Source organism: Ensifer sp. VA4, assembly GCF_055710065.1.
Genome location: NZ_JBVQPO010000012.1, coordinates 117,306 through 143,291 on the forward strand (window position 1 = coordinate 117,306; position 25,986 = coordinate 143,291).

Genomic DNA, 25,986 nt, shown 5'->3' on the forward strand with positions numbered 1-25,986 from the left:
ATATCCGATGGTTCTTGCAGTTTCTGTTGATCTGAGAAAATCAGCGCGCGTCGTCGCCGTGATCGTCGCGGCCATTGCCGGCAGCGCCCTGATTACCGCCTGCCAGAACGATCCGTATATCGACATCACCAAGCTGACGGCGGAGACGGATCCGCCGGAAGTGCTCTACAATCAGGGCCTTGCCAACCTCAATGCGGGCAAGACGACGGAAGCGTCGCGCAAGTTCGAAGCGCTCGATCGCCAGCATCCGTTCTCGGAATATGCCCGCAAGGCGCTGGTCATGAACGCCTTCGTTTCCTACCGAAACGGCCAATACCAGGACGCGATCAACGCCACCGGCCGTTACCTCAATCTCTATCCGCAGTCGGAAGACGCGGCCTATGCGCAGTACATCCAGGGGCTGGCCTATACCAAGCAGATCCCCGCGGTGACGCAGGACCAGAAGCCGGCGCTGAAGGCGATCGAGGCCATGCAGGCGGTCGTTGATCGTTACCCGGACTCCGAATATGTCGACGACGCCAAGTCGAAGATCCGCTTTGCCCGCGACCAGCTCGCCGGCAAGGAAATGCAGGTCGGCCGCTACTATCTCGAGCGCAAGGAATATCTCGCGGCGGTATCGCGCTTCCGCGTCGTCATCGAGCAGTACCCGAACACCAACCAGGTGGAAGAGGCGCTGGCGCGTCTGACCGAGGCCTATTTCGCGATGGGCGTGACCCAGGAGGCGCAGACCGCTGCCGCCGTTCTCGGCCACAACTATCCCGACAGCCAGTGGTACGCCGATTCCTTCAAGCTGCTGCAGTCCGGCGGTTTGGAGCCGCGTGAAAGCGGCAACTCCTGGATTTCGCGCGCTGCCAAGAACCTCATCGGCGCCTGATCCTTATCGGCGCCCGTCAAGGAAGATACGAACCCGGATGCTCGCCCAGCTTTCGATCCGCGATATCGTCCTGATTGAACGGCTTGATCTGGCTTTCGACGCCGGGCTCTCGGTGCTGACCGGTGAAACCGGTGCCGGCAAATCCATCCTGCTCGACAGCCTGTCGCTGGCCCTTGGCGGCCGCGGCGACGGTTCGCTGGTGCGCCACGGCTCGGACAAGGGACAAGTGACGGCGGTCTTCGACGTGCCCGCCGGCCATTCGGCGCGGCTGATGCTCAACGAGAACGGCATCGACGATGATGGCGACCTGATCTTCCGTCGCGTCCAATCGGCGGACGGCCGCACCAAGGCCTATGTCAACGACCAGCCGATCAGTGTCCAGCTCATGCGCCAGCTCGGGCAGACGCTCGTCGAGATACACGGGCAGCACGACGACCGTGCGCTTGTCGACATCGACGCGCACCGTACATTGCTCGACGCCTTCGGCGGCACCTCCGACGAGGCGCAACATGTCGGCAATCTCTTCCGGGCCTGGAAGGACGCCGAGCGCGGCTTGAAGAAGCATCGCGAACGCGTCGAGGCTGCCGCGCGCGAGGCGGATTTCCTGCGTTCCTCGGTCGAGGAGCTGGAAAAGCTCAATCCCCGCGACGGCGAAGAGGACGAACTTGCCGAGAAGCGGGCGCGGATGATGAAATCCGAGCGCATCGCCGGCGACATCAGCGAGGCCTCGGAGTTCCTGAACGGCAATGCGTCCCCGGTTCCGCTGATCGCGTCGCTGGTGCGTCGCCTGGAGCGCAAGAGCCACGAGGCGCCGGGCCTGCTCGAAGAGACGGTGGAGCTGCTCGACGGTGCGCTGAACCAGCTCTCCGATGCGCAGATGGCTGTCGAGCGTGCGCTTCGCAACACCGAATTCGACCCGAAGGAGCTGGAGCGGGTGGAGGAGCGGCTGTTCGCGCTGCGTGCCGCCAGCCGCAAATACTCGGTTCCGGTGACCGAGCTGCCGGCACTCGCCGTGCGCATGATTTCCGATCTTGCCGATCTCGATGCCGGCGAGGAAAGGCTGAAACAGCTCGAAGGCCAGGTCGGCGTCGCCAAGGCGGCTTTCGACGCGTCGGCGCGCTCGCTCTCGGAAAAGCGCCACCGCACGGCGTCGGCGCTTTCCGCCGCGGTCATGGCCGAGCTGCCGGCGCTGAAGCTCGAACGCGCACGCTTCATGGTGGAAGTCGCAAGCGATCCGGCGCAGGCGACGGCCGAAGGCATCGATCTCGTCGAGTTCCACGTGCAGACCAATCCGGGTACGCGGCCGGGGCCGATCATGAAGGTCGCCTCGGGCGGCGAGCTCTCGCGCTTCCTGCTGGCGCTGAAGGTGGCGCTTGCCGATCGCGGCTCGGCGCCGACGCTCGTCTTCGACGAAATCGACACCGGTGTCGGCGGTGCGGTGGCCGATGCCATCGGCCAGCGGCTGAAGCGGCTTTCGAGCACCGTCCAGGTGCTCTCCGTCACCCACGCGCCGCAGGTGGCCGCGCGCGCCGCGACGCATCTCCTGATCTCCAAGGGTCCGTCGGCCGAGAAGGCCGAGACGATCTCCACCCGCGTCGCCCGCATGGACGACAAGGCACGCACCGAGGAGATCGCCCGCATGCTGGCCGGCGCCTCGATCACCGAAGAGGCGAGGGCGGCAGCGGCGCGCCTGCTCTCGGGGAACGGTTAGCGCCAGCGGCGTTGCTCTTTTCTTTCCCGATAGTTGCTCTACAAAACGACTCCGAATCCGGAGTCGTCGCGCATGTCCAAAGAATTGAAACCCGTCGAGAATCTCAACGAAACGGAAGCGGCCGAAGAGCTCGCTTTTCTCGCCGCCGAGCTCGCCCGTCACGATGCGCTCTATCACGGTGAGGACGCGCCGGAGATTTCGGATGCGGACTATGATGCGCTGAAGCGGCGCAACGATGCGATCGAGGCGCGTTTTCCGGCGCTCGTCCGCGAGGACAGCCCGTCGAAGAAGGTGGGGGCGGCGCCTTCGCTCACCTTCCAGCCGGTCGTGCACGCCCGGCCGATGCTGTCGCTCGACAATACCTTTTCGGATGAGGACGCGCGCGATTTCGTGGCGTCGGTCTATCGCTTCCTCGGGCAGCTTCCGGACCATTCGATCGCGTTTACCGCGGAGCCGAAGATCGACGGCCTCTCCATGTCGCTGCGCTACGAGAACCGCCGGCTGGTAACGGCTGCGACCCGCGGCGACGGCACGACCGGCGAAAACGTCACCGCCAATATTCGCACCATCGCCATGATCCCGCAGACGCTGCCGGCGGGCGCCCCCGATATCGTCGAGGTGCGCGGCGAGGTCTACATGGCGAAATCGGACTTTGCCGCGCTCAACGCCGAGATGGCGGCGCTCGGCAAGCCGCTCTATGTCAATCCGCGCAACACCGCCTCCGGCTCGCTGCGCCAGCTCGACGCCAAGGTGACCGCCAGCCGCAAGCTGCGCTTCTTCGCCTATGCCTGGGGTGAGATGTCGGCGATGCCGGCCGATACGCAAATGGGCATGGTCGAGGTGTTCAAGTCCTGGGGCTTCCCCGTCAACCCGCTGATGCAGCGGCTCTCCTCGGCCGATGCGCTGCTCGAACACTATCACCACATCGAGCGCGAGCGGCCGGATCTCGACTATGATATCGACGGCGTTGTCTACAAGGTCGACCGGCTCGACCTGCAGGCCCGCCTCGGCTTCCGCTCGCGCTCGCCGCGCTGGGCGACGGCGCACAAGTTCCCGGCCGAGCAGGCCTTCACCCGACTGACGGCGATCGATATCCAGGTGGGGCGCACCGGCGCGCTGACGCCGGTCGCACGGCTGGAGCCGATTACGGTCGGCGGCGTCGTCGTCACAAACGCGACGCTGCACAACGAGGACTATATCAAGGGGCTCGGCAACAGCGGCGAGCCGATCCGTGAGGGCAGGGACATCCGCATCGGCGACATGGTGATCGTGCAGCGCGCCGGCGACGTCATCCCGCAGATCGTCGACGTCGTCATGGACGAGCGCAAGGAAGGCGCCGAGCCCTATCGCTTCCCGACCACGTGCCCGGTCTGCGGCAGCCATGCGGTGCGCGACATCAACGAGAAGACCGGCAAGATCGATGCGGTGCGCCGCTGCACCGGCGGTTTCGTCTGCCGCGCGCAGGCGGTCGAGCACCTGAAGCATTTCGTCTCGCGCAACGCCTACGACATCGAGGGCCTCGGTTCCAAGCAGATCGAGTTCTTCTTTGAAAGCGAGGATCCGACGCTGTCGATCCGCACCGCGCCCGATATCTTCACGCTGGAAAAGCGCCAGGCGGGTTCGCTGACCAAGCTCGAAAACATCGAGGGTTTCGGCAAGGTCAGCGTGCGCAAGCTCTACGAGGCGATCAATACGCGCCGCTCGATCGCGCTTCACCGCTTCATCTACGCGCTCGGCATCCGCCATGTGGGCGAGACGACGGCGAAGCTGTTGGCGCGCTCCTACGGCAGCTACGAGCACTTTCGTGCGGCGATGAGCGAGGCGGCGAACTACTCGGGCGACGCCTGGAACGAACTCAACAGCATCGACGGCATCGGCGAAGTCGTCGCCCGCGCGATCGTCGAGTTCTACAAGGAGCCGCGCAACCTCGAAGTGGTGACCCGCCTGCTGTCGGAAGTGACGCCGGAGGCGGCGGAAGCGCCGGTTGCGTCCGACAGCCCGGTTGCCGGCAAGACCGTGGTCTTCACCGGCTCGCTCGAAAAGATGACGCGCGACGAGGCCAAGGCGAAGGCCGAAAGCCTCGGCGCCAAGGTCGCCGGTTCGGTGTCGAAGAAGACCGACATCGTCGTCGCAGGGCCGGGCGCCGGCTCCAAGCTCGACAAGGCCCGCGAGCTCGGCGTCCAGACCATGGACGAGGAGGAGTGGCTGGCGCTGATTGGCGGGTAGGCGGCGCTTCTGGATTGAGTTTTTTTCGCGGCGCGGATGCGCCGCGCGGAAGACATCATAGATGTTCCGGGTTTGACTTCTGACGTTGCTGTCGCACAAAAAATCCGCCCGGTGGCGCCGGGCGGTCTCTTATCTGCAGTGATATGGCGATCAGCCCTGCTGCTGAGCCGCTTCCTGGTCCATCCACATGAATTCCCAGACGTGGCCGTCGAGGTCCTGGAAGGAGATGCCGTACATGAAGCCGTAGTCGAGCGCCGGTTTCCAGGGCTTGGCGCCGGCGGCGAGCGCCTTGGCGAGCATGTCGTCGCACTCGGCGCGGCTCGATGCAGAAAGGGCGGTGATGACTTCGGTGCCCTTCTTCGCGTCGCTGATCTCGCCGGTGATGAAGTCGCGGAACTTCGGCTCGGTCAGGAGCATGACGAAGATGTTGTCCGAGATCACCGTGCAGGCGGCGGTGTCGTCGGAGAACTGCTCGTTGAAGGTGAAGCCGAGCGCGGCGAAGAACGCACGCGAGGCCTTCAGATCCTTGACGGGCAGGTTTACGAAAATCATGCGCATGAAATGCTCCTTGGGAATGGATTTTGTGTTTGACGGATTAGATCACTTCATTGTTTCCGTGAAACCACGAAAAGACCTAACACTTTGAAATTACGCAATTCCGAACGAAAGAACCGGTTCACGCTTCTTCCGGAACTGCCCTAAGGACGAATGCCGGTCGACGATCCCGACATCGGCTCGAAACTTTTTTCGGGGCTGGCGGATATCGGGTGCAGCCTTGGGCTTTCAAGCGCCCTCAGCCGAGGCTGCCGGCGAAGCGCTCCGCCAGTTTATGGCGGCGGAAATGCTCGGCGACGAAGTCCACGAAGACGCGCGTCTTGGCCGGAAGCAGCGTGCGGCTCGAATAGTAGATCGAGATCGGCCCTGCATCGGCGTACCATTTCGGTGCCAGGCGGAGGAGGGCACCGGAGGCAAGATGCGGCAGCGCATCGGGCACGGTTATCAGCGTCACGCCAAGACCGAGGATTGCGGCCTCGCGCATGGCGGCGGGGTCGTTGACGACGATCGTCTCCTTCGGGGCCGCGGCCATCTCCTCGCCGGCGGCGTTGCGCATCGTCCAGCAGCGGATGCGCCCGGTGCGACTCGACCGCATGACGATGCCATCGAGTGCGGCAAGGCCAGCGGGATCGAAGGGCATCGTCCGGCTTGCCATATAGGTAGGGGAGGCGACGGCGATGATATGCGCCGGCGCGAGCACGCGCGAGACGATGCCGGGCGAAAGCTCGAAGCCGCCGCCAATCGCCGCGTCGAAGCCTTCGGCGACGAGGTCCACCTGGCGGTTGTCGAACTGCCAGTCGATGCGGATCGCCGGATATTTTTCGAGAAAGGCCGGCAGCAGCGGCAAGATATGAGCGGTGCCGAAGGTGGGGCTGAGACTGACCTTAAGTATGCCGGCCGGCTCGCCTTTCTCGCCGGATATGCCGGTAATGGCGCTTTGCAGACCGTCGAGATTGTCGCGGATCGCCGCGAGGAAACGCTCGCCTTCCTCCGTCAACGTCAGCTTGCGGGTCGAGCGGTGAAACAGCCTGACGCCGAGATTGCGCTCGAGCATCGCGACATTGCGGCTGACGGCCGCCGGTGTGAGGCCGAGCCGCCGCGCCGCGCCGGAAAAGCCGCCATGCTCGGCGCTGCGGGCGAAGGACTCGAGATTGGCGAGAGTTTCCATTCTGTGATATTCAAGTGATCATTGAAGATGATGAAAGCGATTGCCGACTTATATTAGCGGAATGAAATGGCAATATCCACTCCATCGAAACCTGGAATGGAGTGAACGTCATGTCTGAGAACAAATCCCTCACAGGCAAGGTCGCCCTCGTAACCGGCGGCTCGCGCTCGATCGGTGCTGCGGTCGCGAAGCGCCTCGCAAGTGACGGTGCCGCCGTCGCCATCACCTATCACGGCTCACCGGAAAAGGCGGGTGCGGTCGTTGCCGATATCGAAGCTGCGGGTGGCCGGGCCCTGGCGATCAAGGCGGATGCCGGCGATGCCGCCGCCGTGCGCGCCGCCGTTACCGAAACCTTCAAGGCATTCGGCGGTATCGACATCCTCGTCAACAATGCCGGCATCGCGCTCGGCGGCCCGATCGAGGAAATTACCGAGACCGACTACAACAGGATGATCGCCGTCAACGTCACCGGCGTCTTCGTCGCGACACAAGAAGCGGTGCGCAACATGAAACCGGGCGGCCGCGTCATCCATATCGGCTCGTCCATGGTGCGCTATGCTGCTTTCCCGACCGCATCGCTCTACACGCTGACCAAGGGGGCAGTCGCCGGTTTCAACCGCAGCCTGGTGCGAGACCTCGGCCCGCGCGGCATCACCGTCAATACGGTTCATCCCGGCCCGACCGATACCGACATGAACCCGGATGGCGGGCCGGTCTCGAAGATCGTCGGTCCCGGCATGGCGATCGGCCGTTATGGCAAGCCGGAGGAGATCGCAAGCGTCGTCTCCTACCTCGCAAGCCCGGAAGCCGCCTTCGTTACCGGCGCCGACATCGTCGCCGACGGTGGCTTCACCGCCTGATCGAGCACGACCGATGGGCGTCGTGATCCGCTCACCGGCGGCTCGCGACGCCCCAAACCTCAATTGGCGCCAGAGCCATCGCTAAGACCGCGGGGCTGGCGTGACGACGAAGGAGATCCATCATGTCCATCGGTATCATCGGTTCCGGCAATATTGGAGCAGCCTTCGCCCGGGCGCTCGCCAGGGCATCGATTCCCGCCACCATCGCCAACAGCCGCGGACCGGAAAGCCTGCAGGCGCTCACCGACGAGCTTGCTCCCTTCATCACCGCCGGCACGCGCGAAGAGGCGGCGAGCGCCGACATCGTGCTCGTCGCGGTCAACTGGTCGAAGCTGCCGCAGGCGCTGGCGGGCTTGCCCGCGTGGAACGGCCGGATCGTCATCGACGCCAACAACCCGATCGAGGCGCCGCTGTTCAAGCCGGCGGACCTCAACGGCCGGCTGTCGAGCGAGGTCGTCGCCGATCTCGTGCCGGGCGCCCGCGTCGTCAAGGCGTTCAACCACCTACAGCCGCACCTCGTCTCCGGCGACCCGCGGGCGGAAGGCGGCCGCCGCGTGCTGTTCTTCTCCGGTGACGACGCCGCGGCGAAAGGCGAGGTGGCACGGCTGATCGACCGCCTCGGATTCTTCGGCATCGACCTCGGTCCGCTCTCCGTCGGCGGCCGGCTGGTACAATTCCCCGGCGGTCCGCTGCCGGCACTGAACCTCGTCAACTTCGGGTGAGGGCGGCGCGGATGCGCTTCCCCCGACGTCTGCAGTCGTTAAGATCGGAAGCGACAACCGCTTGATGGGAGGATCGGATGCGCTTGAACCAGGTGACAGTGACCATGCCGGACCTCGATGCCGGCTGGGCCTTCTATCGCCGGCTCGGGCTCACGCCGATCGTCGATGCCCGCCCGCGTTATGTGCGCTTCCTCTGCCCGGACGGCGGCAGCACTTTCTCGTTGCATCAAGGAGATGTGAACGGCGGCGGCACGACTGTCTATTTCGAATGCGACGATCTGGACCAAACCGTCAGCCGGCTGATCGAGGGCGGCGTTCTCTTTGCCAGCGCCCCTGAGGACAAGAGCTGGCGGTGGCGCGAGGCCGAGCTTTTCGACCCGGGCGGCAACCGCATCGTGCTCTACTTCGCAGGTGCGAACCGCACCGATCCGCCCTGGAGGCTGGACCGGGCGCCCGAGTAAAGCGTTTACTCCGCTCTCCAGCGTGGGTTGCGAGTGGCATCGCTCTCCAACCGTGACGGGCTGTCGATGGACGTCAAACACGGCCGTGCGTCATCAGGCTGTCATCAATCCGATTGTTTTTTTGCGCTGCACAAGATAGAGGTTTGCAGCCGAATTTTGTGCAAATGCCCCTTGGCGAAGCAGGTCGTCATCATCCCAAGGGGCAGGGAGCCACCGTCCTGGAGGGGTGGCCCGTCGCGGATTGGAGGGTCCGGAGATGAAGACTTTCACCACCATCGCCGAACTGCGTTCAGCGCTCGCCGAAGAACGGCGGGCGGGCAAGACGGTCGGCTTCGCGCCGACCATGGGCTATCTGCATGTCGGCCATATGGAGCTGATGCGGCGCGCGCGGGAAGAAAACGACGTCGTCGTCGCCAGCATCTTCGTCAATCCGCTGCAGTTCGGCGCAAACGAGGATCTTTCCAAATATCCGCGCGATCTCGCCCGCGACCAGGCGATGCTGGAGGAGGGGCGCGTCGACTATCTCTTCGCCCCCGGTGTCGCCGACATGTATCCGCGGCCGATGGAAACGGTGGTCGACGTGCCGACGCTTGGCAGCGAGCTCGAAGGGTCGGTCCGTCCCGGCCACTTCGCCGGTGTTGCCACCGTGGTCACCAAGCTCTTCAACATCGTCCAGCCCGACCGCGCCTATTTCGGCGAGAAGGATTTCCAGCAGTTGCAGATCATCCGCCGCATGGTCGAAGACCTGGCGCAACCGGTCACCATCATCGGCGTGCCGACGGTGCGCGAGGCCGATGGGCTCGCCTGCTCGTCGCGCAATGTCTATCTGACGGCCGAGGAGCGCCGGGCCGCGGCAATCGTGCCGAAGGCGCTGGAAGAGGCAGAGCGTCTGGTCGCGTCCGGGGTCAGCGATGTGGCGGCACTGGAAAAGGCCGTCACCGAATTTTTGGCGAGCGAGCCGCTGGCGCGGCCCGAGGTCGTCGCCGTGCGCGATCCCGAGACGCTCGAAACGCTCGAAACGATCGGCGACCGGCCGGTGCTGCTGCTGCTCTTCGTCCGCTTCGGCACGACGAAGCTGCTCGACAACCGCGTGATCGCCCCGAAATCCGCGTTATTTGCAAGGGTTGCCTGACATGAGCGTCCAGACCGCCAAGCGCCGGCTCAGCCCCGCCAATATCGAAGCGCTGAAGGGCGAGCGCCCGATCGTCAGCCTCACGGCCTACACCACGCCGATCGCAAGGCTGCTCGATCCGCATGTGGATTTCCTGCTCGTCGGCGATTCCGTCGGCATGGTACTCTATGGTCTCGATACGACCGTCGGCGTGACGCTCGAGATGATGATCGCCCACGGCCAGGCAGTCATGCGCGGCGCAGAGCGCGCCTGCGTCGTCATCGACATGCCTTTCGGCTCCTACCAGGAATCGAAGGAACAGGCGTTCCGCAGCGCCGCGCGCATCCTCAAGGAAACCGGCTGCAGCGCAGTGAAGCTCGAAGGCGGGGCGGAGATGGCCGAGACGGTCGAGTTCCTCGTCAGCCGCGGCATTCCGGTGCTCGGTCACGTCGGGCTGATGCCGCAGCTTGTCAACACGACCGGCGGCTATCGCTCGGTCGGGCGCAACGACAAGGAAGTCACGAAGATCCGCCGCGACGCCAAGGCGATCGACGACGCCGGCGCCTTTGCGATCGTCATCGAGGGCACGGTCGAGCCGGTCGCCCGCGACATCACCGCGGAACTGCGCTCGCCGACCATCGGCATCGGCGCGTCGCCCGCCTGTGACGGCCAGATCCTCGTCTCCGACGACATGCTCGGCCTCTTCAACGATTTCAAGCCGCGCTTCGTCAAGCACTTCGCCGAGCTCGCGCCGGCAATCTCCAAGGCCGCCGAGGACTATGCAAACGAGGTGAAGGCACGCACTTTCCCCGGCATCGAGCATACGTTCCAGGTCAAGAAGTAAGACGCGGCCCGCATGGCGGGCTGCGGAAACGGGTATCGAACGCGCATCGGTTTCGCGATCGGTGCGCATTTTGTTCAAGCCTCGTTCGGGCAAGGCATCATAAAATTCAATCATTGTATCAGTTGATTTGAATTGTTGCCGGGGGCGCAAGCGCCTATCTGTCCGGCACCGGACGCAGGGCGCACTTGTTCGCCTCGGCCGGCGGAGGTTTCCATGACAAAAGACGAATTCTGGGAAGGCGTACGCGGCGGCTTTCCCATCATGCTGGCGGCGTCGCCCTTCGGTGCACTGTTCGGGGCGCTTGCGGTCGACAACGGTTTTACCATTGCCGATGCCGTGTTCATGAGCGCGAGCGTCTATGCCGGCGCCAGCCAGATGGTCGGCATCGAGCTCTTCGGCAACCACGTCCAGCCCTGGCTGGTCGTGCTTTCGGTCTTCGCCGTGAACTTCCGCCACGTACTCTATTCGGCCTCGATCGCCAAATATGTCCGGCACTTCACCTTCGGGCAGAAGTTCCTGGCCTTCTTCCTGCTGGTCGATCCGCAATATGCCGAGACCGAGAAGCGCGGCGAGCGCGGCCTGCCGATCACCTTCGCCTGGTATCTCGGCTTCGGCCTCGTCATCTACATTCCCTGGATCTTCAACACGCTGGTCGGCGCGATCTTCGGGCAGATGATCGGCGATCCTAAGGCGATCGGCCTCGACATCCTGCTGCCGGTCTATTTCATGGGGCTGGTCATGGGCTTCCGCAAGCGCGACCGGTTCCTGCCGATCGTTGCCGTCTCGGCGCTCGCTTCGATCGCCGGCATGCATTTCGTCGGCTCGCCCTGGCACGTCAGCATCGGGGCGCTCGCCGGTATCGTGCTTGCAGCCTGTCTGCCGCAGAACGAGCGGACTCCGGCGCCGCGCGCGGTCGAGAAGGAGGCGTGACGATGGATCCGCAACACCTCAACCTCATCTACCTGATCATAGCCGCCGCGGTCGCGACCTTCTTGACGCGCGTCGGCGGCTATATCCTCATCACCCAGATGAAGCAGATCCCGCCGCGGCTGGAGGCGGCGCTGAACGCCGTGCCTGCAGCGGTACTGACGACGCTGGTCGCCCCCGCTTTCGTCTATGGCGGGTTCGATGTGACCATCGCCATGTTCGTCGCCTTCGCCATTGCGCTCGGGCTCAGCCTCTCGACGCTGCGCATGCTCGTCATCGGCTGGGTGGTGGTGATGCTGATCCGGCACGTGGTGATGTAGGTTATTCGCCTCCGTTCCGGCAGACATCGAAAGCCACACCGGGCAGGGCGGCGACCGGCATTGGCGACGCATCTCTCGTGGATTATCATCCCTTGGTTGCCGGAGGTACGGCAGCACCGCAGGTGCTGTCGGACGCGCGACGTCGCTGCAACAATGCAGAGCCCCCGGCGGTGGAGGAACAACCATGTTGACCAGGATCTCGATTGCCCTCTTGCTGGCGCTCGCGCCGGCAACGGCCTTTGCCAATCAATGCCCGACCATCATGGCTGCGATCGACGCGGCCATGCCGACTGCGAAACTTTCCGAGGCCGACATGGCCAAGGTCAAGGAACTGCGCGCGAAGGGTGAGGAGCAGCACAAGGCGGGCGATCACGCCGCTTCGGAGGCGACGCTCGGAGAAGCGAAGAAGCTCTTGGGAATCTGAACGGAGAGGCCGGGATTTCCCGGCCTGTTGCCGCCCTGAACCTCGAAGCAAGCAAGCGGCTGCGGCGTGCAACGCCTGCCGCCCGACTCGACGGACGTCGGGTCGCCCACATCCCCGCCACAATGCGGGGATGTGAGAGAAGGGGGATTCTCATCCGCCAGACAAGCGCTTCGAGACTTGTCCAACGTCAAAGGCCGCGCCCTGAGAGCGCGACGTTTTCCCTTGTATCGCTCGACGCCTGACTCAGCGTGCGAGCGCTTCCGTTGCGGCCCTCAGCCAGTCGCGGGTCTCGTCGCTGGCGAGCAGCGGCATCAGCTTCTGCCGGGTCTCGGCGTGGTAGGCGTTGAGCCAGTCCAGCTCTTCGTCCGTCAGGAGTGCGGGCAAGATCAGGCGGCGGTCGATCGGGCAAAAGGTGAGGGTGTCGAAGCCGAGCATCGGCAGGTCGCCACCGTCGACCATCGTTGCCGGCTGCACCACCACGAGGTTTTCGATGCGAATGCCGAAGGCGCCGGGGCGGTAGTAGCCGGGCTCGTTGGAAAGGATCATGCCGGGCAGCAGTTCCTGGGTGGAAAGCCGGGCGATGCGCTGCGGGCCCTCATGCACCGAGAGATAGGAGCCGACGCCGTGGCCGGTGCCGTGGGCGTAGTCGGCGCCGGCCTTCCAGAGCGCGATGCGGGCCAACGGATCGAGATCGACGCCGCGCGAACCCTTGGGGAAGCGCGCGACGCTGATCGCGATCATGCCCTTCAGCACCAGGGTGAAGAAGCGCTTCTGCTCCTCCGGCACGGCGCCGATGGCGACCGTGCGGGTGATGTCTGTGGTGCCGTTGATGTATTGGGCGCCGGAATCGATCAGGAACATGGTGCCGGCTTCGATCGGCCGGTCGGTGGCGGTGGTGACGCGGTAATGCATGATCGCCGCATGCGAACCGGCGCCGGAGATCGTGTCGAAGGAGATGTCCTTCAGCGGGTTCTGCATGCGCTCGCCGACGGTCGCGCGGGCGGCTTCGAGCTGGTTGGTGGCGCCGATCTCGGTAACGGTACCGGGCTGCTGGTTATCCAGCCAGGCGAGGAACTCGACCATGGCGGCGCCATCCTGCAGGTGGGCGCGGGTCGAGCCGTCGATTTCGGCCTTGTTTTTCTGGGCGCGCGGCAGGCGGGCGGGATCGACCGCTTCCACCACCTTGCCGCCCTTGAAGCGGATCAGTTCGGAGATGGCAAAGGAGGCGAGATCCGGGTCGATCATCACGGCGGCACCGGCAGCGCCCAGCGCCCTCAGGCGATCGTCAAAGGTAGACGGCGCGACGATCTCGGCGATCTGGGTGAGATAGGCCTCCTGCTCGATGCCGGTCTTGCGCTTGTCGAGGAAAAGCTCGGCGCGGCCGTCGGCGTGGATGATCGCGCGGGCCAGCGGATGCGGCGTGTGCGGCACGTCGCTGCCGCGGATGTTGAAGGTCCAGGCGACGGAGGAGGGGTCGGTCAGCACCACGGCGCTGGCGCCCGCCTTGTCGAGGCCGGCGGCGATTTTTGCGATCTTGTCCTTGGCGAGTTCGCCGGCGTGCTCGATCGGCTGGATGCTGACCTTGCCGAGCGGGGCCGCGGGGCGGTTCGTCCAGATCTTGTCCAGCGGATTGTGATCGAGGAAGACCAGCGAGCCGCCGAGGGTGGCAAGCGCCTTCTCCAGCCGGCGCACTTCGGCGCCGGTGTGCAGCCAGGGGTCGATGCCGAGCTTGAAGCCCTTGGAACCATGGTTTTCCAGCCACAGATGCGGCGGCTCGCCGATGAGGTCGCCGCCGGTGAATACGCTGCCGTCGACCTGCTCCTTCAACTGCGTGACGTAACGGCCGTCGACGAAAATGACCGCTTCACGCCGCGTGATGAGGGCGACGCCGGCGGAACCGGTGAAGCCCGTCAGCCAGGACAGGCGCTCGGAGGAGGCGGGTACATATTCGCCCTGGAACTCGTCGGCGCGCGGCACGAGAAAGCCGTCGATGCCGAGGGCCGCGAAGGACGCGCGCAGGGCTTCGGTGCGCTCCTTGCCGAATTGCGGCGTGGAGGTGACTTCAAAAGACTGAAACATGGGGGATTTCCGGTAGATTGAGCGGTAAACCGCGGGAAAGATGGGGCCATGTTAGCGGAAATCGCCCTTGCCGGGAAAGAGGCGATATCCTGTAAGCGGCGGTGAACCCCACGGTTCTCGCAGTGCTTCCGGTTGTGTTGAGCTTCGAGGGCAATTGCCCATTGATCATACATATGCGCTCAGCGCATGGCACCCATGCCAAGAAGTCCCTTTCTCTATCGGAATAATAGTTTATAAGCCCGCTCAACGAACACGGACGAACATCCGGTGGTTCAAAAGACTGCGGTTCCGAGAATAGTTGGTCATTCTGTTCTCCTCCTCCCTCAAGGGTGGCCAGCTTCGGAACGGTAGACGCCCGCTCGAGCGCTCCTCCTCCTCAGGCTCGCGGGCATGGTTGGCCAAAAGCCAGCCAGCAGGCGATGCCCCTGGCATCGCCTTTGTTTCGAAAGGCCGCCCGTCTGATGGACGAGGCGGCCTTTTCGTTTTTTTCGATGTGTTTTGGTTTCGGCAAGAAATGGCGGCACGCTGAGGCGCTCTCGTTCGCTCCGGTAACCTAATTTCTGAAATTGCCCCTCACCCTAACCCTCTCCCCGCAGGCGGGGCGAGGGGACGTGCCTGAAAGCGGCCGTCGCGAGTCGGAGCTTGATCTGTGGTTGGGGCGGTGCCGCGTGTCCCTTCGCCCCGCTTGCGGGGAGAAGGTGCCGGCAGGCGGATGAGGGGCAGTCACGACCGCCTCCGCGGCGCCCTAGATTACTTCTCCAGATGAATCGTCACCCAGCCGTTGCGCCAGATGGTGCGCACGTGGCGCAGGTGCTGGCCGTTGTAATGGGCGAGCACCTTCCAGCGTTGTTCGGCGAGGATCCCTGAGAGAATGACCGAGCCGCCGGGGGCGAGGTTGGCGACGAGCTGCGGCGCCATCTTCATCAGCGGGCGGGCGAGGATGTTGGCGATGATGAGATCGAAGGGGCCGTTGGCGCTGAAGGCAGTCGAGTGAAAGCCCGGCGCGGTGGCAAAGGTCATGCCGGTGACGACGCCGTTGACCCGGGCGTTGTCTGCGGCGACGCGGGTTGCAATCGGGTCGATGTCGGTTGCGAGCACCGGCACGTGCATCAGCTTCCAGGCGGCGATCGCCAGCACGCCGCTGCCGGTGCCGAGATCGAGCACGTTACGCACGTTACGCGTGCGGGCAACCGAAGCAAGCACTTCGAGGCAGCCGGCGGTGGTGCCGTGATGGCCGGTGCCGAAGGCCTGGCCGGCGTCGATCTCGATGGCGATCTCGCCGGTCTTCACCTTGTCGCGGTCGTGCGAGCCGTGCACCACGAAGCGGCCGGCGCGCACCGGAGCAAGGCCCTCGAGCGACTTGGCGATCCAGTCGATATCCGGCAGCACTTCGCGCTCGATCGGAAGATGGGCGAAGTCCTCGGCGAGTGCCTCGGCGAGCCGTTCGTTCACGCTCTCCTCGTCGACGGCCATCATGTAGATCGAGGCTTCCCACACGTCGCGCTTTTCATCGACCTCCGTCGTGCCGATGGCATAGTCCTCTTCGCCGAAGACCTCGCTCATGCGGTCGAGCACGGCTTCCGCCTGCTTCTCGGTGGTGGTGACGAAAAGTCTGATCTCGCTCAAGGCTCTGTCCTTCGGGCTGGCAAATCCGCGCGCGCGCGCCCCGCATCGAGCCATGCCGTTAGGGCGGCGCGCGGGGCGGTGGCAATCGTGTGCAGTGCGCTATCACGATTGCTCCACAAACGCAAAGCGCCGGGCGGGGCCGGCGCTTGCAACGTCGCGTCACGATCGTAGGGGGTTAGCCCTTGGTGAGGTTTTCCAGTTTCTTGACCGCCGTTTCCGGGTTTTCCTCATAGGCGATCGTGCCGGAGAAACGGCCGTTTGCGTCGAGCAGGAAGACCGAGGCCGTGTGGTCCATGGTGTAGTCGCCATCGGGTTTGGCGGCATCGACCGGCACCTTCTTGGCATAGACGCGGAAGCCCTTGACCATCTCCATCACCTTGTCGGGCGGGCCGGAAATGCCGGTGATGCGTTTCGAGACGTTGGAGACGTACTGGCCGAGGACCTCCGGCGTGTCGCGCTCGGGATCGACGGTGATGAAATAGGCCTGCAGCTTGTTGCCTTCCGGGTCGACCTTTTCCAGCCAGCCGTTCAGCTCGAACAGCGTCGTCGGGCAGACCTCCGGGCAATGGGTGAAGCCAAAGAAGAGCGCGGTCGGTTTGCCGGTGAAGGCCTTCTCGGTGATTTCCTTGCCGTCCTGGGCGGTGAGCGTGAAGGGCACGCCGAAAGGACCAGTGGCGGCCTGCTGCTTCGACTGGGTCATTTCATAGGTCAGCCAGCCGAGGATGCCAGCCATGACGACGACGGCGGCCCAGAGGACGATGCGGATGGTTTTCATGCGTGCTACCGATTTTGTTGCGGCCGAAGACGGCCATGTCCGGTTGATCGGCCCTTGATACCGCCTTCACCGGGACCGTGCAAATGGGACAATTGCCGCAGGTTGTGGTGGTGCGTTCAGATCAGGAGCTGCCCCTTGTGTGTAGCGAATCAGCGATTGTGTCGCCACCACGGACGCGAGGTGATCGCCTGGCGTTCGTGGTGGCGGCCGAGAGCCCGTCGCCCTCAGGAGCCTAAACCGTGGATGAGCTGGGGCCTCGACCGCCTTCTCATCCCGCTGCCGCGACCTTCTCCCCGCAGGCGGGGAGAAGGGGCCGTGTGGCGACCTTTCGCTCCAGCCATGAGTCGACTGCATGTTTAGCCGATAGGAGGACAAAAAGTGCAGCGATTCAAAGTGCTCCAGCGACCTTTGCGTGTCTGAAAAGACGTAAAGGAACCTGGCGGTTCTAAAGACACCAGGAAAGGCCGGACTGGGCGAGCGCCAGGAACATCTCCGCGCCGTTCTCCATCCAGCCGCGGAAGGCGAGCAGGAGCGCAAGCGCGATCGCCGCCGCAAGGCTTGCGACGAGGGGGAGGCGGATCGAGCGCTGGGTCTTCGTGTTCATGGCGCCATCATAGCATCTGGCGCGGCGAGGGGAAGGCGCTGGGCGCGGCTGCGGCGCCCTTCCGGTCGGCACCGGAAAACGGTGGAAAAACGGGGCGGAACACCCTGATGGATTGTGTCCCCAAATGCCGGAAAAACCGGGGCTTGCAGCGCATATGCGAAAACATGCAAATAGCTCATCTCCCTGGGGAGCGGCGGCCTGCCTTAGCGAATGTTTAAGGTCTGTTTGCCAGTGTTTTTTCCACGCGGGAGGAGCGTTCGTGCTCCGATATGACATGAGGTCAGCCGATTTTCTCGGCCCCGGTTTTCCGTATCGATCGTAGGAGGATGCGCTTCCAAGCGCATCCGTGACCATGGACTCCCTATGACTGCCACATCTCCTTCCCTGAAGCGCAATCTTTCCGTGAGCCAGCGGCTGGCAACACTTGCCGGCGCCGCCATCGTCGGCTTTGGCTCCGTGCTCGGGGTTGGCTGGTACCAGGGCAGCCAAGCCAACGACGCCTTGCAGGGCGCGGTCGCAGCACAGAATGGGCTGACGACCGTCGATGAGGTCCGGCTGGCGACGACCAATCTCGTGCTCAACGCGATGGATAGCATCATCGACCGGGAAGAGGGCGCGATCCAGCCGGCGCGCGCCGCCAGCATTGCCGGGATCCTGAAGCTGCTCGAAGCGAAATCGGCCGACATCAAGGCGCTTGCCGGGCTGCTCGGTCGGAGTGACGCGCTTTCGACCTTCGATGCGGATGTCGCGGAACTGCGCAAGGCGATCGGCACCGAGCTGAAGACGCTGATCGAAGGCAAGGCTTCCGTCGACGACTTCGGCAGGATCGACGACGCGATCGATGGCGCCGGCGAACGGGTCGCCACGGCGCTGGCGTCGCTCTCCGAAGCGGCAAGCGGGCTGGTACAGACGCGCGTTGCCGAGGCGCGTGCCGCCTCCGACCGGGCATTCCAGCTTCAGGTGGCCGCGGGACTGCTCGCAATGGCCACATTGCTTTATCTTCTCTGGTTCCACGGCAGCACGCTGCGCACCGGCATCCTTGGCCTGCGCAATGCCATGCAGCGGGTCCAGAATGGTGACCTGGCAACCAAGGTCGAGGCGCTCGACCGCGGCGACGAAATCGGCGCCATGGCGCGCTCTGTCGATCTTTTCCGGCTTTCGGCCATCGAGAAGCAGTCGCTGGAGCAGAGTGCTGCACTCAGCCGGCGCGAAATCGAGAAGGAACGCGAGCAGCAGCAGAACGAGCGCGAGGAGGCGGTGCGTCGCATCCAGACGGCGATCGACAGCCTCGGCCGCGCCTTGACCCAGCTTGCCGACGGCGACCTTGCCGTTGCCATCGATCGGCCATTCGACGGCAATCTCGACCAGCTTCGCCAGAACTTCAACCAGACGGTCGAGCGGCTGCGCGTGACGCTTTCGAGCGTCAAGGAGAATGCGCTTTCGATCGAATCGAACGGTCGCCAGATGCGTTCGGCCGCCGACGATCTGGCCCGCCGCACCGAACGGCAGGCCGCCTCGCTGGAGCAGACCTCGGCAGCGCTCGATGAAATCACCGTCACGGTTCGCACCGCAACCCAGCGCGCCGAAGAGGCAAGCCGCATGGTCGGCGAGACGCGCACCAATGCGGAGGAATCCGGTCGCATCGTCGGCGAGGCGATCGCCGCCATGGCGCGCATCGAAAGTGCCTCGAACGAAATCGGCAAGATCATCAACGTCATCGACGAGATCGCCTTCCAGACCAATCTCCTGGCGCTGAATGCCGGCGTCGAGGCGGCGCGTGCCGGTGAAGCCGGCAAGGGCTTTGCGGTCGTGGCGCAGGAGGTGCGCGAACTGGCGCAGCGCGCCGCCGGCGCCGCCAAGGACATCAAGGCGCTGGTCAGCCGCTCGGGCAACGAGGTCGGCAGCGGCGTCAAGCTCGTCCAGGCGACCGGCGAGGCGCTCGGCCGGATCGGCGCCGACGTGGCGCGCATCAACGAACACATGACCTCGATCGTCATGGCCGCGCGCGAACAGTCGACCGGCCTCAACGAGATCAGCACCGCCGTCGGCCAACTCGATCAGATGACGCAGCAGAATGCCGCCATGGTCGAGCAGACCAATGCGTCGAGCCACACGCTGGCGCAGGACGCCGAGCGCCTGACCGGCCTCGTCGGCCAGTTCCGCGAGGGCCACACGATGCAGCGCGCCATGCCGACGTCGGCGCCGGCGCCGGTGGCGCCAGCGGCAAGGGCGGCCGTTGCTCCGGTGCAGACGAAAACACCTTCGGCCCCGACCGCTCAGCGGACGGCCGCCAAGGGTACCGGCGAGCCGGTGCCGCTGCGCAAGATCGGCTCGGCCAAAATGGCCTCGTTTCCAACTCCATCTCCCGCGAAGGCCCTGATGGGCAAGCTGGCGGGCGCATTCGGCAACAAACCGGGCTCCGTGCCGTCCATTACGGCCTCCGGTGAAAACTGGGAAGAATTCTGATCATGACCAACGCAATCAAGCAGTCCGGTGCCTATCTCGAAATCGTGTCGTTCCATCTCGGCGACCAGGAATTCTGCATCGACATCATGGCGATCCGCGAAATCCGCGGCTGGGCACCGGTGACGCCGATGCCGCACACGCCGCCCTACGTGCTCGGCCTCATCAACCTGCGCGGTGCGGTGATCCCGGTCATCGACATGGCTGCCCGCCTCGGCATGAAGATGACCGAGCCGTCGGAGCGCTCGGCAATCATCGTCACCGACATTGCCGGCAAGCTCGTCGGCCTGCTGGTCGAGCAGGTCTCCGACATGATGACGATCAAGAGCGAAGCGCTGCAACCGGCGCCGGAGATCATTCCGGAAGCGCAGCGCGCCTTCTGCCGCGGCATCGTCGCGCTGGAAAAGACGATGGTCTGCTTCCTCAACCTCGATACGGTCATTGCCGACGAACTGGCCCAGGCCGCCTAAGACCAATCGACGCACGCTTACCAAACGCCCCGGTGGGACTGTCACCGGGGCGTTCGGCGTTCCGGCAGGATTGTTCTCTGCTGTTTCGTGAAGCTGGGAAATGCTCTAAGTTCCTGAAAATACGCCGTTCTGGACGCAGGGCCTCGTTTCGAGGCCGGCCGGAACTGCTCTCGCCGGGCAGTTGAACCCTTCGGTCAAGTTAAACTTCCGCAATGATTTTCACGCCTGGGCGAGACCATTGTGACAAAACGTCATGTGGCGAGCCGGAATACTTGTACTAACTTACCGGTGTTGCAGGGTGCCCGATCGGAGGCCGGGTATCTATCGTCAAACAGGAGTTGGACCTATGTTTGTAAGGAAACTCATTGCAGCGCTCTCCGTAAGCATGCTGGTCGCTGGACCGGCGCTGGCCGACAGCTATTATCAGGGCATTGACCCGAACAATCCTCCCGGAACACAGAACCGCATGAAGGTCATGCCGCTGATGAACCGATCCACAGCGCCGGTTGACACGATGTCGACCGGCAGCATCGTCAGAGACGCGGCGCCTGCTCCCGTCTATCGCGAACGGGCTCCGTTCGGTGGCTATCAGGGTGGCGACGGCGACTATTATCAGGGCATCGTCCCGCCGACAGGGGCACACTGACTACAGCGCCGCGCGTTATGCAGTAGGCTCCGGAAGCGTCCGCGGAGGGGCGGGCGCTTCCCACTTTGACGACATGAGATACCCCGGGGCTGGCTTTGCCCGGGCGCGCTTTGGAGTCCTCGCGTCACGCGCGATGCTTCACTCGGGCCGGCCGTTCGTCCAGGTCACCGTCTGGCCGTAGAGCGGAATGGTGGTGATCGACATCTTCGCCGAGCCGTCGGTCAACTCACGCGAATGCGCAAGATAGATCAGCGTATCGTTCTTGCGATCGTAAATCCGTGTGACCAGCAGGTTCTTCCAGACAAGCGACAGCCCGGCGCGAAACACTTCCTCGCCGTCCTTTGAAAGATCGATGTCGCCGATCTCGATCGGGCCGGTCTGGCGGCAGGCGATGGAATTGTTCGACGGGTCCTCGAACCAGTTGCCGTTCTTCAGCCGGTCGATGACGCTGCGGTCGAAATAGGTGACGTGGCAGGTGACGCCCTTGATCTTCGGATCGGTGACGGCATCGATCATGATGTCGTTTCCGAGCCAGTCGACGCCGACCTCGCCGACCGTTTCGGCGTGGACGGGCAGGGCGGTCGCTGTAAAGGCGGCGAGACCGGCAACGAAAAGAGCGCGAACAGTACGCGACATGGATGTCCTCCTGCAGCGGCGCACGTCATTGAGACGCGAGACCGCCGTGGCGTTTTTGACTGGCTGCACGTTCCTCCATGAACCGGTCGAGTTCAACGGGACATGCACTTGGCCAAGCTCACATAGGTTCGGGACGCGGCTTTACAAGACGATTGTCCTGCCGGTCAGCCGGTATCGCGCAGCAGCCTCGGCTCGAAGCTTCTGCTGTCGGCGGCGCGCAGTTGCGCGGCTGCGGCCGCGAGCGCCCGCGCGCTTGCGTCGGGCTGGAAGCGGCCGGCGATCGTGCAGCGGTCGCGCCCGTCGGCCTTGGCGTCGTAGAGCGCCATGTCGGCGCGGATCATGATGTCGCTGATCGTGTCGCCGGGAACGGCTTCGGCGAGGCCGATGCTCACCGTCAGCCGGATCGGCCGATCGAAGCGGCCGATCGGCGTGTCGCGCACCACGCGGCCGATCTCCTCGGCGAGCGTAAAGGCCGCATCTTCCGTGTGGTTGGGCAGCACAATGCCGAATTCTTCGCCGCCGATGCGCCCCAGCATGCCGCGGCCGGTGAGACAGGTGGCGACGGTGCCGGCGAAGTGGCCGAGGGCGGCATCGCCGACCGCGTGGCCATAGCGATCGTTGATCTTCTTGAAGTAATCGAGATCGAGCAGCAGGAAGGACAGCGGCTGTTGCCGTGCAAGGCTGGCGGTCAAGGCGCGCTGGCCAAGATCGAGCAGGGCGCGCCGTGACAGAACCCCCGTCAGCTCGTCGCGCGCGATCGCCGTCTTGAGATCGGTGATCACCCGGTTCTGGATCATCAGGATCACGCCCAGGAACAGCACCGGCAGATAGAAGTAGCGCATGACGGCACAGGCGAAATCCCAGCCGGCGGGTGCAGGCGGGACCGCTGCGGCCGCGTGGGCGGCGGGCGAGAGCACGACGACTGCAAGCAGGGTCGAGCAGCCGGTGGCCGCGCAGGCGATGACGCAGAGCCGCTCCACCGGCCCCGGTGCCTGGCGCCGGTGCTGCGAGCAGACGGCGATGATCAGCACGAAGGCGGCGGCGATGCCGATGACGGAAAGGGCATGCAAGGTCGTGCTCTGCGCGCCGAATGCGGCAGTAGACAGCGCGACGAACGCCATCGACGCAGCCGCGACAAGGGACGTCGAAGTGCGTCTGTGAACGCCGAGCGCGCGGTGAAAGCCGGAAAGCACGAAGAGGCAGGCGCCGGCCAGGAACACGAGGCCGATCACGGACAGCTGCTGGAGTGCCGGAAACTCGGAGAGCATCATGAACACGGTCGAGATGCTTGCCACCGCACTCGCCGCGGCGAAGTCCGTGCCGCCCTCGACCATCGAGGCCCGCAGCGAAATCAGGACCGGGAGCATCGCCAGGAGGGCGATGATCGATATGGCAGGGAGAAAGCTCATTTCGAAACGGCCTGTCGTGCTAAAATCAACAAAGGCGGCTTGCGTCTCAGCCAGATATGCAAGGCCAATTGGTAGCGAGGGCGCCTTAACGAAAGCCGGCGAATTCCGATGCAATTTTACCGATTGGCCGGTATTGGCACGGTTGTTCACATCAGCGCTCGGGCAACCGGCAGATGGTGGATTGTGCGGGGTCTTCGGGCCGCGCCAGATGGATGGATGCAAAGATTTCCTCCGGCCGGCGCACGGGCCACGCGAAGCGACGGAAAGGCCGGGCTGACGGAAACGCTGGAGGTGGGCGGAACCCGACCGGGCCCTTCCTCATTCCGTGTCTGCGGGCCAATCCCTCCGCGGGCGGTGGACCGGATCCACCGCGGCGACGGCGAACCTGGGAGAGATGAGGTGTTTAAGGGAACATGGCTCTTCGAGAACAGGGCGGATGCCGGACGGCAGCTCGCCGAGGCGATCGCAGACGAGACGCTTACCGATCCGCTGGTGATGGCGCTGCCGCGGGGCGGCGTGCCGGTCGCCTATGAGATCGCAAGTCGCATCGGCGCACCGCTCGACGTCCTGATCGTGCGCAAGATCGGCGCGCCCGGGCACGAGGAATTCGGGCTCGGCGCGCTGGTCGACGGCGAGGAGCCGGAATTGGTTCTCAACCGTCAGGCGATGCGGCTCGTGCGCCCGGCAAGGGGCTATGTGGAGGCGGAAACCGAGCGCCAGCGTGCCGAAATCCTGCGGCGCCGCGCGCTCTATTTCGGCGATCGCGCACCGATCTCGCCCAGGGATCGCGACGTGATCCTCGTCGACGACGGGATTGCGACCGGGGGCACCGTGCGTGCGGCGATCAGGGCATTGCGCCGGGCAAACCCACGCCGCCTCATCCTTGCCGTTCCGGTGGCGCCGAAAGGCGAACTCGCAGATCTCCGCAAGTCGGTCGACCGCGTCATCTGCCTCGCCACCCCTTCCGCATTTCGCGCCGTCGGCCTGCACTATCACGACTTCGAGCAGACGAGCGACGAGGAGGTGATCGCCTTGATGAAGAAGGCACGGCGGGAGGACGAGGGGTGAAGCGGCCGCCGGAGCTCATGGCGGGTCGGTTGTTGCAATTGCTGCAACCCGTCCGAATAGTTGCATGAAGCGCACTCGGCCATATTGCAACGGCGGGCCTCAAGCGCCACATTCCCGGCGCGAGATGTTGGCGGAGTGGGCGCCGGAGGAGGCGACCCCGAGGAGAGGCAATGGCCGCGAAGCTGGAAATTGGAAAGACGCTCGAGGATTTCTGTCGTCCTGAGCGCATGGCGCTGGTCGTTTACGACATGCAGGTGGGCATCACCAGGCAGATGAAAAACGGCGCCGAAATCACCGAAAAGGTGCTGAAGGTGCTGGAGGCGGCACGGGCCGGCGGCTTTCCGGTGATCTTCATGCGACACCTGTCGATGCCGAAGCCGCTGATGGGCGCCTTCCAAATGCGCCAGGCGATGGCATGGCAGCGGACGGATGACCCGGATGCGGTGCATCCCTGGTTTCTGCGCGGCACGCCGGGCTTCGAACTCGTGCCGGAGCTTCAGCCGCGCGAGGACGAGGCGATCCTCGACAAGATCACCTTCTCGGCCTTCGAGGGCACGCCGCTCGCCATGATCCTGCGCGATCTCGGGCTCACCTCCTTTGCGATCTGCGGCATTGCCACCGAGATCGGCATCGACCCGACCGTGCGCCATGCCACCGATCTCGGCCTCGTGCCCATCGTCGTGCGCGACGCCTGCGGGGCGGGGCACCACGAAGCGGGCGAACGCTCGATGGAGAACATCGTCTTCATGGGCGATGCGATCATGACCGACGTTCAGGCGATTACATCAGCGATGAGCAAGCGTTAGGGCGGCAATACCCGTCCATCCAATCGATCACAGGACCGATAATGACCCACAATCTTCACATCCGCCCGCTTGAAAAGACCGACTACCCCCAATGGCTGCCGCTCTGGGACGGCTACAACGCCTTTTACGGTCGCTCCGGCGAAACCGCGCTCGATCCCGCGATTACCGCCATGACCTGGTCGCGCTTCTTCGACGCCTATGAGCCTGTGCATGCGCTGGTGGCCGAGAGGGAGGGGCGGCTGATCGGGCTTACCCATTACCTCTTTCACCGCAGCACGACGATGATCCAGCCGAACTGCTACCTGCAGGATCTCTTCACCAACGCCGAGGCGCGCGGCAAGGGTGTCGGCCGGGCGCTGATCGAAGGTGTCTACGAGGCGGCACGGGCCGTCGGCGCGCCGCGCGTCTACTGGATGACGCACGAGACCAACGAGACGGCGATGGCGCTCTATGACAAGGTGGCGGAGAAGTCGGGGTTTCTGGTGTATCGCAAGGCGGTTTGACGGCCTCGCACGACCATCGTTTGCCGAGCCCGCAGGATTCGATTGCGTCGCCACGCGTATAGTCCGATGCGAAATTTTCTCATGCCTCGCCATTGAATTCGTTGTTTGAAGTGCAACTGCCGGTCTGTCAGTTTCCGGCTTTCGTAGCGCGCAACGTGCCCTTCCGGCCGTTGGGAACGAAGAGGGGCTCCCGATGAACGAAGAACGACGAGGTAGCGCCGCTTCTGCAATCCATCTTCGCGGTGCCAGGAGCTTGCGCGAAAAAGCCTCTGTCCTCTGCTCGATCATTCTACTCGTCGGGGGCCTGGTTATGCCGGCGATGGCAGCAGAGGATGGCTTTACCGGACGGCGCGGCCTTGCCGGGGCGGAGGAGACGCCGGCCGAGGTCGCAAGCTGCGAACAGCTTGCCGAAACGCTCCGCGATTTCAAACTACCTGATGGGCGCGTAGACCTTTGGGCTACCGGGCCGCTCACCCTCGTCGAGACGGATCAGGTGCTCTGGTATCTCGCCATCTGCTCCGACCCGGGTATCCGGGTGATGTGTGTTACCTATTCCGACAACGGTTTGAAGGTGGGCGAACAGGCGACAATTCGCGGCGCCATGCGGATCGAGGACGAAAGGCACGTGGTGCTCGACCCCTGTCTTGCCTCTCGCGATTGAGGTACCCGGTGGTCGGCTGGCGTGGTGAAGGGCCATG

The 25,986-nt window shown here is 64.4% G+C and carries 26 protein-coding genes; 18 read left to right on the forward strand and 8 right to left on the reverse strand.

The features are described from left to right. Positions 1-7 precede the first annotated feature (7 nt). From AC0C6X_RS21445 to ligA, 3 genes are all read left to right on the forward strand, one after another. Positions 8-874 (forward strand): outer membrane protein assembly factor BamD, encoded by an 867-nt coding sequence (locus AC0C6X_RS21445; RefSeq protein WP_472955015.1) that lies wholly within the window; start codon positions 8-10, stop codon positions 872-874. 37 nt (positions 875-911) lie between these two features. Then, positions 912-2,585, forward strand: coding sequence for a DNA repair protein RecN (gene recN, locus AC0C6X_RS21450; RefSeq protein ID WP_173517182.1), 1,674 nt, complete (start codon positions 912-914; stop codon positions 2,583-2,585). Between the two features lie 72 nt (positions 2,586-2,657). Beyond that, positions 2,658-4,811 (forward strand): NAD-dependent DNA ligase LigA, encoded by a 2,154-nt coding sequence (gene ligA / locus AC0C6X_RS21455; protein WP_472955018.1) that lies wholly within the window; start codon positions 2,658-2,660, stop codon positions 4,809-4,811. A 150-nt stretch (positions 4,812-4,961) separates the two neighbouring features. Here ligA and AC0C6X_RS21460 read toward each other — a convergent pair whose 3' ends face one another. After that, on the reverse strand, positions 4,962-5,369 hold the full coding sequence (locus AC0C6X_RS21460; protein ID WP_173517180.1) for a VOC family protein: 408 nt from the start codon (positions 5,367-5,369) through the stop codon (positions 4,962-4,964). Between the two features lie 235 nt (positions 5,370-5,604). Beyond that, entirely contained in the window at positions 5,605-6,534 is a 930-nt protein-coding gene (locus AC0C6X_RS21465) for a LysR family transcriptional regulator (protein WP_173517179.1), read from the reverse strand. 110 nt (positions 6,535-6,644) lie between these two features. On the opposite strand from AC0C6X_RS21465, the gene AC0C6X_RS21470 reads away from it, so the two are divergent. From AC0C6X_RS21470 to AC0C6X_RS21505, 8 genes are all read left to right on the forward strand, one after another. Next, a complete protein-coding gene (locus tag AC0C6X_RS21470) occupies positions 6,645-7,394 on the forward strand; it encodes a 3-oxoacyl-ACP reductase family protein (RefSeq protein ID WP_173517178.1) in 750 nt (249 codons plus the stop codon). A 122-nt stretch (positions 7,395-7,516) separates the two neighbouring features. Beyond that, entirely contained in the window at positions 7,517-8,116 is a 600-nt protein-coding gene (locus AC0C6X_RS21475; RefSeq protein ID WP_173517177.1) for an NADPH-dependent F420 reductase, read from the forward strand. 77 nt (positions 8,117-8,193) lie between these two features. Beyond that, positions 8,194-8,577 (forward strand): VOC family protein, encoded by a 384-nt coding sequence (locus AC0C6X_RS21480; protein WP_472955021.1) that lies wholly within the window; start codon positions 8,194-8,196, stop codon positions 8,575-8,577. 256 nt (positions 8,578-8,833) lie between these two features. Next, entirely contained in the window at positions 8,834-9,709 is an 876-nt protein-coding gene (panC, locus tag AC0C6X_RS21485; protein WP_472955024.1) for a pantoate--beta-alanine ligase, read from the forward strand. A gap of 1 nt (position 9,710) precedes the next feature. Then, positions 9,711-10,532, forward strand: coding sequence for a 3-methyl-2-oxobutanoate hydroxymethyltransferase (panB, locus tag AC0C6X_RS21490; protein WP_472955026.1), 822 nt, complete (start codon positions 9,711-9,713; stop codon positions 10,530-10,532). A 213-nt stretch (positions 10,533-10,745) separates the two neighbouring features. Next, entirely contained in the window at positions 10,746-11,462 is a 717-nt protein-coding gene (locus AC0C6X_RS21495; protein ID WP_173517173.1) for an AzlC family ABC transporter permease, read from the forward strand. Between the two features lie 2 nt (positions 11,463-11,464). Beyond that, entirely contained in the window at positions 11,465-11,779 is a 315-nt protein-coding gene (locus AC0C6X_RS21500) for an AzlD family protein (RefSeq protein ID WP_173517172.1), read from the forward strand. A 184-nt stretch (positions 11,780-11,963) separates the two neighbouring features. Further along, a complete protein-coding gene (locus AC0C6X_RS21505) occupies positions 11,964-12,203 on the forward strand; it encodes a hypothetical protein (protein WP_173517171.1) in 240 nt (79 codons plus the stop codon). Positions 12,204-12,446: 243 nt separating this feature from the next. Here AC0C6X_RS21505 and AC0C6X_RS21510 read toward each other — a convergent pair whose 3' ends face one another. The 4 genes from AC0C6X_RS21510 to AC0C6X_RS21525 all read right to left on the reverse strand — a co-directional run bounded on the left by AC0C6X_RS21510 (position 12,447) and on the right by AC0C6X_RS21525 (position 17,287). Then, entirely contained in the window at positions 12,447-14,282 is a 1,836-nt protein-coding gene (locus tag AC0C6X_RS21510; RefSeq protein WP_173517170.1) for an aminopeptidase P family protein, read from the reverse strand. A gap of 750 nt (positions 14,283-15,032) precedes the next feature. After that, on the reverse strand, positions 15,033-15,908 hold the full coding sequence (locus AC0C6X_RS21515; protein WP_173517169.1) for a 50S ribosomal protein L11 methyltransferase: 876 nt from the start codon (positions 15,906-15,908) through the stop codon (positions 15,033-15,035). 175 nt (positions 15,909-16,083) lie between these two features. Continuing rightward, positions 16,084-16,683, reverse strand: a complete 600-nt coding sequence (locus tag AC0C6X_RS21520; protein ID WP_247958372.1) for an SCO family protein — start codon at positions 16,681-16,683, stop codon at positions 16,084-16,086. A gap of 445 nt (positions 16,684-17,128) precedes the next feature. Continuing rightward, a complete protein-coding gene (locus tag AC0C6X_RS21525; RefSeq protein ID WP_472955029.1) occupies positions 17,129-17,287 on the reverse strand; it encodes a hypothetical protein in 159 nt (52 codons plus the stop codon). A 363-nt stretch (positions 17,288-17,650) separates the two neighbouring features. On the opposite strand from AC0C6X_RS21525, the gene AC0C6X_RS21530 reads away from it, so the two are divergent. From AC0C6X_RS21530 to AC0C6X_RS21540, 3 genes are all read left to right on the forward strand, one after another. Continuing rightward, entirely contained in the window at positions 17,651-19,753 is a 2,103-nt protein-coding gene (locus tag AC0C6X_RS21530; RefSeq protein WP_472955032.1) for a methyl-accepting chemotaxis protein, read from the forward strand. Positions 19,754-19,755: 2 nt separating this feature from the next. Continuing rightward, on the forward strand, positions 19,756-20,220 hold the full coding sequence (locus tag AC0C6X_RS21535; RefSeq protein ID WP_113540693.1) for a chemotaxis protein CheW: 465 nt from the start codon (positions 19,756-19,758) through the stop codon (positions 20,218-20,220). A 346-nt stretch (positions 20,221-20,566) separates the two neighbouring features. Continuing rightward, on the forward strand, positions 20,567-20,866 hold the full coding sequence (locus tag AC0C6X_RS21540) for a hypothetical protein (protein WP_173517165.1): 300 nt from the start codon (positions 20,567-20,569) through the stop codon (positions 20,864-20,866). A 138-nt stretch (positions 20,867-21,004) separates the two neighbouring features. Here AC0C6X_RS21540 and AC0C6X_RS21545 read toward each other — a convergent pair whose 3' ends face one another. After that, positions 21,005-21,502 (reverse strand): CreA family protein, encoded by a 498-nt coding sequence (locus tag AC0C6X_RS21545; RefSeq protein WP_472955036.1) that lies wholly within the window; start codon positions 21,500-21,502, stop codon positions 21,005-21,007. A 164-nt stretch (positions 21,503-21,666) separates the two neighbouring features. Continuing rightward, positions 21,667-22,911 (reverse strand): GGDEF domain-containing protein, encoded by a 1,245-nt coding sequence (locus AC0C6X_RS21550; protein WP_173517163.1) that lies wholly within the window; start codon positions 22,909-22,911, stop codon positions 21,667-21,669. A 399-nt stretch (positions 22,912-23,310) separates the two neighbouring features. Here AC0C6X_RS21550 and AC0C6X_RS21555 point away from each other — a divergent pair, with 399 nt between their 5' ends. The 4 genes from AC0C6X_RS21555 (at position 23,311) to AC0C6X_RS21570 (ending at position 25,949) form a co-directional block, all read left to right on the forward strand. Continuing rightward, a complete protein-coding gene (locus AC0C6X_RS21555; RefSeq protein ID WP_472955038.1) occupies positions 23,311-23,979 on the forward strand; it encodes a phosphoribosyltransferase in 669 nt (222 codons plus the stop codon). A gap of 170 nt (positions 23,980-24,149) precedes the next feature. Continuing rightward, positions 24,150-24,785 (forward strand): cysteine hydrolase family protein, encoded by a 636-nt coding sequence (locus tag AC0C6X_RS21560; RefSeq protein ID WP_247958368.1) that lies wholly within the window; start codon positions 24,150-24,152, stop codon positions 24,783-24,785. A gap of 41 nt (positions 24,786-24,826) precedes the next feature. Then, the gene (locus tag AC0C6X_RS21565) at positions 24,827-25,288 is read left to right on the forward strand and encodes a GNAT family N-acetyltransferase (RefSeq protein ID WP_173517160.1); all 462 of its coding nucleotides are present in this window, start codon (positions 24,827-24,829) and stop codon (positions 25,286-25,288) included. Between the two features lie 319 nt (positions 25,289-25,607). After that, entirely contained in the window at positions 25,608-25,949 is a 342-nt protein-coding gene (locus tag AC0C6X_RS21570) for a hypothetical protein (protein WP_472955040.1), read from the forward strand. Positions 25,950-25,986: the final 37 nt, after the last annotated feature.